We start from the raw sequence: 12,066 nt of genomic DNA, 5'->3' as shown, positions 1-12,066 counted from the left end.
TTTAAGTGTAGCACCACGATTGTTAAGAGAGCATTATGTGGGGGGCGTTGTACCAGACGACATATACACAGGTGCATCTATCCTGCCTGTTTGCGTTACCGCATTCTTTCAGCTCTGAGCCCGTTGCCTGAAAGTCGTTCGCCGATAAGGATACGGGTAGCGCGGCGTCCACGGCTTTGGGTTTCCACAAAATAGCGGTTTAGCCATTCGGCGTCTTCAATAAAGAGCCGAACGCATCCGTGGCTTGAGGGGTAGCCTGGGATTTCTGCACTGCCATGCAGCGCATATCCCTTGTGAAAAAAAATGCACCATGGCATTTCTCCGCCACCATTACGGCCATCAACTGAAGCGGGATAGGTGTGGGAAATGCAGTCAGCCCCTCCTTTACGCAGTACGCGATAACTGCCCGTAGGCGTGCTGCAGCCGTGTCCTGTTTCGGGACACAATACGGTACCCGCGGAGAGTGGCCCCCAGCGCACCAGTCTGCCATTGGCGTCATAGGCGCCAAAAGCGCTGAGGCCGAGATGAACCACGACGGTTTTTTCCCGAATTTCTGGAATACGCTGCGGCAGGGGGGAGGCATTTTCAAGTGTCAGGGAATCAAGGTCTTTGGGGATGGCGATGCGCATTCCGGCGCGCAGAAAGCCATTCATGCGGTTAATGCGCCGCACCAGCTCGCGTTTTTCAGGATCTGGAAATAGCGTACTCCAGTGCTCGCGTCGTTCGACATCGTGACAGAGATACTCAGGCTGTTTGCAGAGTATTTCGCCATAAGGGGTAGAGGCGGAGAATGTTGGATGCATAAGTGTATACAGCGTGAGGAAGAGTAGACCTCGCGTCAGAAACGCTTGATTTCGTTTCTGTGTGTTCATGGGGATGTGGTTTTTCACCCCTCCTGGAGCAGACCCGAACTGTTATAAGTCGCCAGATTCTCGGCATCCGGCCCTTTGATGGCGGCAAAAAGGAGTTCAGCGTAATGATTCGCACTGTTCTGGACAATTGCTGAGAGTGCCAGTAATTCAGGATAAACGCGCTCAAGGGTGTTTTTGAGCTGACGGACATTCTCTTTAAGAAGGGTATTATTTTCGGAACGTAAAAAGGTTTCGAGCCGCTCAATCAGCGAGCCTTCAAGCAATTGTAGCTCAGGACTCATTATCAATGCCTGCAGGGCTTCAGAAAGCGCAAGATTGGCGGCTTCTTTTGCGGGAATGCTCTCAAGCAATGCATCAAGGGTATTTTGAGAAAAATGTGCTTTATCGCCTTCGAGCAGCGTGCCAAGCGTGGCCGCGGCCAGATTCAGGCGCGTTATTTTGGCACTAAGCGTCTGTCCCATGCGCGTTTATTCCCCACCCAGAACAAGGTGATTCATGAGATTATTGGCAAGCCGTTCAGTATCAGGCACGTAAGTACCGGATTGCACTGAAGCTTTCAACATCTCAAGCGTTTTGGGGTCGTGCCCGGCGGGACTGGCTTCCTGCACTATCTGAATCAGATAGGCAAGCTGGCCGCTGTCCTCACGACGAATAACCACCGTGCGCTGGTAGCTGTCGCCGTTTTGTGGCGGCGTGATACTCGGCTGTCTCGGGGCCGGTGGGGAAACGACATTTTCAAACTGAATGCTGCTCATAACCTTGCTCCAAATCGCGTCCCTTCTATTATTGCAGATTCTACCAATAACTTAAGCAAGATTTGCCATTTCGAATAAATTATTAAACGTTTTACTGGAATAAATGCCCATGATTTTATCAGCATACTGCGAATCAGTGGCGTAGCGGGCATCCTGCAGTGCTTTGGTGAACTTTTCCGGTGAGGGTGCTGCATTCAGCGCAGTCTGGTAACGCGGATTATTTTGTAAAAGATGAACAAAGTCGTTAAAGCTCGCCTCCCAGGAATCATAGGCACGAAAATGCGCCTTCTCACGCACCAGCGTGTCGCCGTGCTGTTCAAGCGTGTTAACCGCTGCAGTTTCTTTTTTCCACTGACTTCCGGCCTTAATGTTAAAGAGATTAAACGATGACTTTCCTTCTGCATGCGGAATAATGCTTTTGCCCCAGTTTGTTTCAAGGGCAGCCTGGGCGAGCAGTAGACGCGGATCGGTACCGAGCAGTGTTGCGGCTTTTTTGGCCGGCTCCCAAAGGGTTTTGACAAAATCAACGGCACTGTCAAAAGTGCTTGATTTTGCCGATTTCTCTTCAGTTTTTTCAGTGGCTGGTGCCTCAATCGGCCGGTTTGCCAGCAGGGGTGCGCGGCGTGCCTCAGTGATGGTTGCGGGCTTTTCAGCCGCTGCTTCAGGGTTTTGTCGGTCAAGCCAGGTTTCAATGGTTTTTGCAAGTCCAAAGCCTGATTGCGACAATACAAGTGAGAGCTGCTTGTCATAGAGGTCGGTATACATCTCCTGCTGCTCGCTGCCAAAAAGTCCTCCCTCAAACGCGGTGTTGGCTTCTCGCATGCTTTTCAGCATGGTTTGCACGAGCATGGCTTCAAACTGGCGGGCGACTTCCTTTTTAACCGCTTCTTTCTGGGTTTTGGACTGCTGGTTCAAGGCTTTAAGTCCCTGAATGTCAGTCCAGTTGGCACCTGCTGCCTTTATGGCATCTTTTCCCATGTTAAACATTAGATTATCTCCAACTCGGCATGTAGCGCGCCTGAACTCTTGATGGCCTCAAGTATGGCTATCAAATCGTCGGGAGCGGCACCCACACGGTTTATAGCATCGACAATTTCTTTGAGAGAGGCACCTGGCTGGAACAGGAATGCCTGGCTTTTTTGCTGATTTATCTGGACGTCTGAGTCGCTGGTAACAACGGTCCGGCCGCGTGCAAAAGGCTGGGGCTGACTGACCACCGGAGTTTCGGAAATAGACACTGAAAGATTACCGTGCGCAACTGCAACCGGCGATACCGTGACATCCTGACCGACAACCAGCGTACCGGTACGGGAATTGAAGATGACTTTCGCCGCGACTTCGCCTGGCTGCACGTTCAGGTTCTCAAGGTCAGAAATGAAGCTCACAAAGCTGTTGCGATGCAGGAAATTGTCCTTCTGCACTCCAAGGTTGCCGGTACGAACCGCCACGGCCCCAGCGTCCACGGGTTGTGCGGCCTTGTAGCCCAGTTCCTTGTTGATGGTATCTGTGATTCGCTGAGCCGTGGTGAAATCAGGCTGGTTCAGTTCAAAGGTAATATACCCGTTTTGGATGTAGGGCATTTCCACGAGTTTTTCCACTGTGGCACCATTGGGAATGCGCCCTGTACCGGTGGAGTTAACCGACACTTTCGTGCCATTGCTGCCTTGTGCGCCAAAGCCTGGAATCACTACATTGCCCTGCGCCATGGCGTAAATCTGGTTGTCAGCCCCTCGAAGCGGTACGAGCAAAAGTGTGCCGCCGCGAAGGCTGGTGGCATTGCCAAGCGAGGAAATGGTCACGTCAATGCGCTGGCCAATACGCGCAAAAGGCGGAAGGTTTGCACTCACGGCAACGGCTGCGATATTTTTAAGCTGGCCGCTTCGTCCTTCCGGCAGACGGATGCCAAACTGGAGCAGCATGTTACGGAAGGTTTGATCGGTAAAGGGCGCCTGGTTGGCGCGGTCTCCCGTACCATCAAGCCCCACCACGAGACCATAACCAATCAACTGGTTTTCGCGGATGCCGGCGATGGTAGTAATGTCTTTTATCCGTGCAGCATGGACAGAGACTGCCGCCACCAGCAGTATTACCAGCATCAGAATTTTTTGGAGTCGTACATCACATTTCATCAATTCAAGCACCTGAAAGTCGGTTATCGCTGTCGCTGATTCAGGATAGCGTAAAACACTTCCTGCATTTTCATATAGCTCTGCTGGGTAATTTCAAGCGTTACCATGCTTTGTTTCATCTGTGAAATGACCTCCATCGGGTCGATTTCCCGCAAAACTTTCTGGTCGATGCGACCGTCTTTCAGCAGTGTGTCGTTGGTGAGGACCTGCTCATCAATATTTTTTGCCCGCGCCCCGTGTTCACTGAGGCGGGTACGCAGGTATTCATTCACTTCAGTCAGTGAAGCTGCAAATCCTGAGAGTTCCTGCAGTAAATCTGCTTTTTGTTTCGGCGTGTCGGTTTCTGTATCCAGAGACTCTGCCAGCTGCATGAGGGTATTGAGCATGTTTTGTGTACCCGCGGGGCGCAGAGTAAAGGTGTCGCCGACTGCTGGCAGGCCTTCTATCTGCAAAGACAGTCCATTAAAAACGATATCCCCTCGTTCCACATAGGCCGGCGCATCATCGGGCGATGTTTTTGGCGGAGGCGGGATGACCTGACCGCTGTTTTGGCCGATGACCTCATAGGCCAGCTTGCCTTCGGAATTGGTCACCATGCGTATTTCATAAACATCCGCGACATATTCTGCGTGGTTCAGCACTTTTCCAGGACTCGCGACCCCGCTGCCGGTATTGGTTTCAGGATGCGCCAGTACTTCAAAACTGCCATTCCCAACTTTCATGTTACCAAAAAGGTGCATTCCAGACTCGCCATACACCACCGTGTTTCCCCGTGAAATCGTGAGCGTCAGGCGTTCCTGGCTGCCACGGTATTCATAGCCATTGTCTCCTTTAACAAATGAGGGGCTTTTTGCCGCGGTGCCTGAGAAAATGTAATCGCCATTGCTGTCGCGGGTGTTGGTGAGAATGTAGAGCTGATCAACAAGTCCTTTTAATTCCTCAGCGACCACTCGCCTGTCAGCAGGAGCCATGCTGCCGCTTTGCGCCTGCTGCAGCAGTTCCTGGGCGCGGTTAATTTTACCAATGGATGACTGAATGGTGCTGTCAATGAGGGTGGCTCGGCTTTGAGCGAGCTTGCCGTTTGCCGTGTAGCCATCAAGGCCCGTGAGATAATCTTCCATGGATTGAATACGGTTCGCAAGCAGCGGGTCTTCAGAGGCATGTTGAATCTTTTGCCAGCTTGATGCCTGCTTCTGCAGCGCGTCAATGTTTTGCTGTTGACGGGTTAACGATTGAATCTGGCTTTTAAACTGGCTGAGAGAAGGAAGTCGCATCAGGTTCTCCTTGCAATACCAATAATCACATCAAACATTTCGCTGGCGGCGGTTAGAATCTGCGCGCTGGCTCTGAAGGTTTTTTCAATCTCGTCAATGTGCATCAATTCTTCTTCCATGCTTACCCCCGAAACCTGGTGACGGGCGGCTTCCGCCTGGTCGAAGAGTCCTTCCTGCGTCTTGAAGACGATGTCTGCCGACCAGGCCTGTGTCGATACATCACTTTTGAGTGCGTTCCAGGCCCCTACAAAATTCAGGCTGCCGTTGTCGAGCAGGTTCAGGTCAAAAAGCGCTTCCATCGCCTGTCCATTTCGGTTGTTGGCGGTATCGTTCAGGTTATAGGCTATGGAAAAGGTGTCTCCGGCCTCAAGTTCGCCCGAAATCGCTACTCTAAAGCCCGGGTCATAACCACCTGCAGTTGGGAAGAGCGTTAAACCCTCCGCAGGATTGTAGGCAATGTTGTCCTCAATGACACTGTTGTCAGTCGCATTTAACAAACGAAAGCTCGTTGGCGTGATGAATTCAATTCGAAGCGGCGGGTTCAGGCTTTTCGGTGTTGAAAAAGCGTCTGTAGCAGTACTCAGCATCTCGGTGATGCTGATATTTCCACTTCCCTTATTACCTGCTCCCGTACTCGCGGTAACCGGGAAGGCGAGTGCGAGACGGTTGGCATCCGGCAAAACCACTCTAAGATTGCCGGCTCCGCCATGCGTTGGTGAAACAGTAAAGCGATCGCCTGTGGCGTAGTCAGCTGCCGGCAGCGTCATGCGAAAACCAGGTCCTTCGATGGTGGCTGGAAAGGCGTTTAACTCACCGGACTGCACCACTGACTGGTCTGATTTTCTCACCAGCTGAAAGTGGCCGGGGCTGTCAAAATACAGGCTGTATTCGGTAGCTTCGAGCTTTGCGGAATCGAGAATTTCAACGGTTGGCGTCACGGTTGACTGGTTTCTGCTGTCGCGAATTGCGCGACCGGCTTTCATGGATTCGCTGTTGATATCGGTAAAAATATCCCCGCCAAGATTGCCCTGTAAATCAACACCAAGGTGATTCTGTGTGTTGATTTTGTCGGCAATGAGCAGTGCAAGACGGTCAAGTGTATTTCGGCTCTGAGTCAGAGTGGTGCGCTGCCAGGTGAGCAGGCTGCCAATTTCTCCCTCGCTGATTCCAGAGGTGATAGCCTGGCGTACGCCTCCCACCTCAATACCAATTTCAGTGACGGGCTCGCCAGTGGGGGAGGGGTAGGCATAGAGCGCGTTGGCACGGATATCCTGTATGAGAGGCAGGCCGTTTGTAAGCGTGAGGGAGACGCGGTGGCGGTCGTCTTCCTGCATGGTAAAGCCAATCCGTTTTGAAAGCTCTGACAGCAGCCGGTCGCGCTCATCAAGCAGCGGAGCGATATTATCGGCGCGTCCTGCGGTGCTGATTTCATCGTTCAGTGTCGCAATCTTTTGCGTAGTTTCGTTGACAAAACTGACCTGGTTTTGCAGGGACTGCACTGTATTTTGACTTTGATCCCGGATTTCCTTGTCAAGGCCGTTGAAACGGGAGGCAAGGTTTTGCAGCTGAAGAATATAGAGCTGGCGCGATTGTGCGGAGGCGGGTGAGGCGTTCAGCGCTTTAAGTGCGTTCAGGGTTTCGTTAATCTGGGTGCCGGTATTGTTTCCGCTGTTTTCAAGAACTTTTTCAAGTCCTTGAAGGTTTTGCAGCGTCATGCCGGCGCTTCCAAACTCGGAGGTGCGCTGCAAAAGTCTGCGGTTGGTGACATCATCAACAATCCTGCGAACGTCAGCGACATTGACACCGCTCATCTGCCAGCGGCTCCAGGATTCGCGCAGGTCAACCACGCGGCGGCTGTAGGACGCGTTATCCTTGTTGGCGAGGTTCTGGCTTGCCACAGAAATGGCATACTGGGAGGCAAAAAGACTGTTCAGCCCAATGGTAAACAATGACGTCATATTCTGCTCTCCTTATCATCAATAGGGGTAGAAGCGGTTGAAAATTCGCGTGAACAGACCACCCTGGGTCGCATATCCCGCCTGACCTCTTGCCCCAAACTTGATTTGCGCACCGGCAATGCGTTGCGAGGACACCACGTTGTTGGGCCCAATGTCCTGAGGTCTTACAATACCGGTAAGCTGCAGGTAATCCTGCCCCTGGTTAATGGTGACCCAGGTTTCACCCTGAACCATGAGATTATGGTTGGCAAGTACTCTCACAACGGTCACCGACATGGTGCCAAAAAGCTTGCCGCTTTGATTGCTGTCTCCGCGACTGTCAAACACCTGTTCGGTATCGGTCTGTACTTCCATTGCGGGAATGGACTGGCCAAAAACTATGGGCACGGGATAATCAAGCGAGGCAAGTTTATTGGTTCGTGTCTGAGCACGGTATTCACCTTTTGTGCCTTCCTCCAGTCGCACCGTTAATATATCGCCAACGCGTGAAGCGATGGGGTCTTCATACAGGTGTACATCATAGCCTGCCTGGTAGACGGTACCGTTTTTTTTCGGCGGCGGCGGGCGGTCAATGGGAGCCGCCGGCGGGTACATCATGGGTGGATACAGCACATTACAGCCTGAAATCAGGACTAGAGTGGCCATCACGGTTACCCTGCAAAACGTGCGCATATTCGTTTATATTTCCCGACTCAGATTTTGCAGCATACTGTCGATGGCAGAAATGGCTTTTGAGGTGACTTCAAAAGAGCGTTGCGCCTCAATAAGGTTTACCATTTCTTCGACGACGTTAACGTTTGAACTTTCGAGGGAAAACTGCTCGATGGTTCCAAGACCATCATTCCCTGGAATACCGGTGATGGGCTGCCCGCTCGCGATGGTTTCCCGGTAAAGGTTTTCACCGATGGCTTCAAGTCCCGCGGGATTCATGAAATCCGTTAATTCCAGACGACCGATTTCCTGAAGACCCGCGTTTGTTTTTACATTCACAACGCCATCGCGACTGATTTGAACCGAAAGGGTGCCTTCGGGAATTATCAGAGGCGGGTCAAGCAGATAGCCGTTTGGCAGCACAAACTGCCCAAGCTCATTGACCTGAAGGTTTCCTGCACGGGTAAAGGCCGGGTTTGGCTGATTGGGAATTTGAATGCGCAAAAAGCCGCGTCCGGCGATGGCGACATCCCATGCGTTTCCTGTCTGGATGATAGGGCCATCTGTAAAAAGCTTCTTATTATCCGCAACACGCACCCCTGTACCGACGAGCATACCGGTAGGCGAGTTTGTGACATCAGAAGTAGGACTACCGGGTTGTCGCAGAACCTGATAGGCCAAATCCTCAAAGCCCGCGCGGTTTTTCTTAAAAGAGGTGGTATTCGCGTTGGCGAGGTTGTTACTGATGACTTCAATGTTACGGTGGTGTGCCTTAAGTCCTGATTCGGCAACGCGCATTGCTGCATCCATCATGCTCTCCGTTGATTACGCTTCACTGTCTGCGAGCAGTTGATTCACTTTACCTGAATTGTCCTCCACAGACTTCATCAGGCGCGTATGAATTTCAAACTGGCGCGACATGTCGATAAGGCTTGTCAGCGCCTGCACAGGGTCAACATTACTGCCCTCAAGTGCTCCTGAAACGAGTGTTACATCGGAGGATGGGGCGGGATTTATTCCATCTTTAGGATAATAAAGGCCGTCAACGCCTTTTTTTAGATTGGCCGCTGGAATATCAACGATTTTAATTTGTCCGACGTTCGCTAAATCAAGCGAACCCTGCCCCATGGGCTGTACGGTCACAACGCCAGACTCGCTGATGGTGATTCTACTTGAGGGGGGGATATTAATGAGCCCCTGAACGCCTCTGACAATGTCCCCACGAGCGGTCATTAGAACACCGTTTGCACCGATTTCGAGGTTTCCTGCGCGGGTATAGGCTTCCTGACCTTCTTTGGTTTGAACGGCAATAAACCCCTTGCCGCGAATGGCAACATCCAAATCACGCCCGGTATCGGTAATTGGTCCCTGACGCATATCCGACCAGCCATCCATGGAAGCTGCATAAACACGCGTCTGCAATTTATCGTTTGCGTGCGATTTATGCGGCTTGGCCGTTTCAAAGTCAGCACGAAAACCAACCGTATTGGTGTTTGCAAGATTGTTCGCTATCACACGCAGGGAGCGCATTGCACTTTTTGCACCCCCCATGTCAACGAAAAGGGCCTTATCGACCATTTATTTCCCCGTCTCAGAGTTTCTCAATGGTTTGCAAAACCTGGTTATAGGTTTGCTGAATTTGGGCACTTGCCTGGAAATCGTGCTGTGCGCCCATCAGTTTGACGAGCTCCTCGGTAATATCGACATTTGAAAGCTCAAGCGTGCCAATACTGAAGTTTCCCTCGGAGTTATCGGAATTAATGATGGGGTCGCCCGCATCCGGTGTAGCAAGCCATGACATGTTATCTGCTTTTGCAAGCCCCTGAGGAGCCGTGAAGCGTGCGAGCGCTATCTGGCCCGCATATCGGGATTCGCCATTGCTGTAATAGATATTAAGCTTACCGGAATCATCAATATTGTATTCTCTGGGAATACCTGCAGGATACCCGTTCTGGTCTTTGGAATATTCACGGCTGTCCATGACCGATTGCGTAGAGCCGGTCAAATCCATTGAAAACGCCTGCGGAGACGTAGCACCTCCGGTAGGGTTCCAGCTCAGCGCGTCAAAGCCAGTAGCTGCTGCCAGAGCGCCATTGCTGCCATCAAAGGTCAGGCTGCCGGTGCCAATATTCTGGCCATTCATTAACATTTGCGCAGTCCAGGAATTGTCTGCCTGTTTTATGTAATAGACTGAAAGCTTGCCTTCGTTCCCGAGGCTGTCAAAGACAGTCAGGTCTGAGCGATAATTGTAAGAATTCGGCTCTGAGACATCGAATGGTACGGTTTTAGCTTCGTCTCCCGCATTGAGATTGAGCTTAATTTGAGTTTTTTCCGTGGCCTTTGCAGGAAGCGGGGAGTTTGGGATTTGCAAGTCCACAAGGTTTGCAGAGTTCAGAATGACGCCGTCTTTGGCAGGAAACCCCTGCACGCGGCCGCTGAATCCGTAAATGTACCCGTCATTGTCCATGTTAAAGTGGCCGGCGCGGGTGTAGTGTGTCGTGCCGCTGAAAGGGTCGCGCTGAATGAAAAAAGCATCGTTATTAAGGCTCATGTCCAGCTGGCTGTTAGTCGAGTCAAGGCGGCCTGTGGAAAAATTCTGGCGCAGGCTGTCGATGCGAACGCCAAGGCCTGGCTGGCGGCTGTCACTGACATTTCCTGCGTAAAGTTCAGAAAAGTTTAGACTGGAGCGCTTGAAGCCCGGCGTATTTACGTTGGCAATGTTGTTACTGATGACTTCCATGTTGCGCATGGCGGCCTGCATGCTGCTGTTAGCAATATTTCCAACGCCCATAATCCTTCCTCCCTGGTATTATCGTGTATTGGCAGACATTAAGTCGTGCCGAAACGAACTGCCTTTTTCTATAGTATCTTGAGAATCTCCTGCATGGAAACCCCGCCGAGACCATCAACGTTAAGAATGACACCATTACCGCGTCTATCAAGCGCTACACTGTTGACGCGAAAGGTGGCGGCGGTAGGAACCGCGCTGCTTTCTCCCTGCGCACCAGCGGAGGCTGAAATCTTGTAAGAGCCGGCTGATAGGGCGTTGCCAGACGCATCAAGGCCATCCCAGTGAAAATCAAGTACCCCCGCAGGAGAAGCCCCCAGTTCAATGGTTTTTACGACCTGGTCTTTTTCATCTCGAATCGTAACTACCACTTTTTCTACGTCATTTGGCAGAATGACGGAACCATCGAGACCCTCGTTGGCTACCAGCATGCCCGTCCCGCTTGGGATTTGCACTTTCTGCCCGACAAGGCGCGCTGCTTCCAGTACCTGTGTCGTCTGGGTGCTTTGACCCAGTGCTTCAACGGTTTTTTTCAGATCTTGTGTGGCGCCAAGGGTGGTCAGCTGAGAAATCTGCTGCATCATCGTGTTGCTGTCAAAGGGGTTGGTCGGACTTTGAAGCTTGAGCTGCGCGAGCAGCAGTTTCATGAAGCTTTCCTGTGAGAGCTCCGCAGTTTTATTGAGTCCGGCCTGAAGGCCGGAGCCCATGTTTCCAATTTCACTTACAAGCCCCATGGGTTCAGCTCCTCTCAGGATTATTCACGGATGGTACGAATCGCCTGCTGCATCAGTTTGCGTGTGGTATTCAATACCTCAACGCCTGCCTGATACTGGCGCGCAGACGCAATCATGTCGGCCATGTCTTCAATCGGGTTGACATCGGTCATGTAGACGCGCCCCTGCGCGTCTGCCATGGGATTATCTGGCTGGTAATCCCATTCGAGCGGTGTCTGGCTTTGAACGACATCCGTAACCTGTACGCCGCCAATGGGCTGCTCGTCACCGGCAAGCCCCGCAATCTGCTGCTGCACCTCAGAAAATACCGGGTGTTTGCTGTGATAGGCGGATGCTTCGCTGCCGCTGATGTTGCCGGCGTTGGACAGGTTACTGGCAATAATGTTGATGCGCTGACTTTCGGCACTCAGCAGACTGGTAATTTTGGGAAAAACACCCTCAAGTCCGTTTGACATGTCATTCTCCACGTATGGCTTTAAGCAGCTGGCTCATTTTAGCGTGACTGAATCCAAGGCTTGCCTGGAAGCGCAGGGCGTTTTGCATGAAGTTTTTGCGCTCAATTTCGTCATCAACGGTGTTGTTATCCATGCTGGACTGCATGGGTGTGCGATAAAGGAGCGTAGCGCCATCCTGTTGATGGGTAGAGCTGATGTGTCCGGCATTGGATGTGTCGAGGGTATGGCGACCCTGAGCTTCACGCAGGGCTTTCTGGAAGTCAATGTCGCGCGCCTTGTAATTTGGCGTGGCACCATTGGCAATATTTTGGGCAATAAGACTCGCACGGGTTTCACAGAGTTTCAGGGCTTTTTCTTCAAGTCCTAAAAAGCTTGCTCCAATCATGGTTTCTCCAACCTCGAGGAATGAACGCACGTCCGCTGAAGCAATTTGCATGCCAACTTTCTGAT

The 12,066-nt window shown here is 51.8% G+C and carries 14 protein-coding genes; all 14 read right to left on the bottom strand.

All coding sequences use genetic code 11. The annotated features are described in order from the left end of the window. Window positions 1-95 precede the first annotated feature (95 nt). Window positions 96-872 (bottom strand): L,D-transpeptidase, encoded by a 777-nt coding sequence (locus E4T54_RS03415; RefSeq protein ID WP_065230355.1) that lies wholly within the window; start codon window positions 870-872, stop codon window positions 96-98. Between the two features lie 14 nt (window positions 873-886). Further along, entirely contained in the window at window positions 887-1,333 is a 447-nt protein-coding gene (locus tag E4T54_RS03410) for a hypothetical protein (RefSeq protein ID WP_028386619.1), read from the bottom strand. Window positions 1,334-1,339: 6 nt separating this feature from the next. Continuing rightward, window positions 1,340-1,627, bottom strand: a complete 288-nt coding sequence (locus tag E4T54_RS03405) for a flagellar biosynthesis anti-sigma factor FlgM (RefSeq protein ID WP_028386618.1) — start codon at window positions 1,625-1,627, stop codon at window positions 1,340-1,342. A 51-nt stretch (window positions 1,628-1,678) separates the two neighbouring features. Next, complete coding sequence (gene flgJ, locus E4T54_RS03400; protein WP_065230354.1) at window positions 1,679-2,605, bottom strand: flagellar assembly peptidoglycan hydrolase FlgJ; 927 nt, start codon at window positions 2,603-2,605, stop codon at window positions 1,679-1,681. Between the two features lie 8 nt (window positions 2,606-2,613). Beyond that, window positions 2,614-3,756, bottom strand: a complete 1,143-nt coding sequence (locus tag E4T54_RS03395; RefSeq protein ID WP_035902485.1) for a flagellar basal body P-ring protein FlgI — start codon at window positions 3,754-3,756, stop codon at window positions 2,614-2,616. A gap of 23 nt (window positions 3,757-3,779) precedes the next feature. Then, window positions 3,780-5,030: a flagellar hook-associated protein FlgL gene (gene flgL, locus E4T54_RS03390; protein WP_028386615.1), complete on the bottom strand. Its 1,251-nt coding sequence runs from the start codon at window positions 5,028-5,030 to the stop codon at window positions 3,780-3,782. Then, window positions 5,030-6,988 carry a flagellar hook-associated protein FlgK gene (gene flgK / locus E4T54_RS03385; RefSeq protein ID WP_028386614.1) on the bottom strand — a complete coding sequence of 653 codons (1,959 nt, stop codon included), beginning with the start codon at window positions 6,986-6,988 and terminating at the stop codon, window positions 5,030-5,032. Before flgK ends, flgL begins: the two co-directional genes overlap by 1 nt. Window positions 6,989-7,006: 18 nt before the next feature. Continuing rightward, window positions 7,007-7,633 (bottom strand): flagellar basal body L-ring protein FlgH, encoded by a 627-nt coding sequence (locus tag E4T54_RS03380; RefSeq protein WP_051550936.1) that lies wholly within the window; start codon window positions 7,631-7,633, stop codon window positions 7,007-7,009. Window positions 7,634-7,666: 33 nt separating this feature from the next. After that, complete coding sequence (gene flgG, locus E4T54_RS03375) at window positions 7,667-8,452, bottom strand: flagellar basal-body rod protein FlgG (RefSeq protein WP_238582790.1); 786 nt, start codon at window positions 8,450-8,452, stop codon at window positions 7,667-7,669. A gap of 12 nt (window positions 8,453-8,464) precedes the next feature. Beyond that, complete coding sequence (locus tag E4T54_RS03370) at window positions 8,465-9,217, bottom strand: flagellar basal body rod protein FlgF (protein WP_028386611.1); 753 nt, start codon at window positions 9,215-9,217, stop codon at window positions 8,465-8,467. Between the two features lie 13 nt (window positions 9,218-9,230). Beyond that, window positions 9,231-10,430, bottom strand: coding sequence for a flagellar hook protein FlgE (locus tag E4T54_RS03365; protein ID WP_028386610.1), 1,200 nt, complete (start codon window positions 10,428-10,430; stop codon window positions 9,231-9,233). A 68-nt stretch (window positions 10,431-10,498) separates the two neighbouring features. Beyond that, the gene (locus E4T54_RS03360) at window positions 10,499-11,161 is read right to left on the bottom strand and encodes a FlgD immunoglobulin-like domain containing protein (protein ID WP_028386609.1); all 663 of its coding nucleotides are present in this window, start codon (window positions 11,159-11,161) and stop codon (window positions 10,499-10,501) included. A gap of 20 nt (window positions 11,162-11,181) precedes the next feature. Then, entirely contained in the window at window positions 11,182-11,616 is a 435-nt protein-coding gene (gene flgC, locus E4T54_RS03355; RefSeq protein WP_051550935.1) for a flagellar basal body rod protein FlgC, read from the bottom strand. A 1-nt stretch (window position 11,617) separates the two neighbouring features. Continuing rightward, window positions 11,618-12,052, bottom strand: coding sequence for a flagellar basal body rod protein FlgB (gene flgB, locus E4T54_RS03350; protein WP_202971939.1), 435 nt, complete (start codon window positions 12,050-12,052; stop codon window positions 11,618-11,620). Between the last annotated feature and the right edge of the window lie 14 nt (window positions 12,053-12,066).

The organism is Legionella geestiana (assembly GCF_004571195.1).
GTDB lineage: Bacteria > Pseudomonadota > Gammaproteobacteria > Legionellales > Legionellaceae > Legionella_B > Legionella_B geestiana.
Note: the sequence above shows the minus strand (reverse complement) of the source record. Positions and strands in the feature narration are given on the sequence as shown.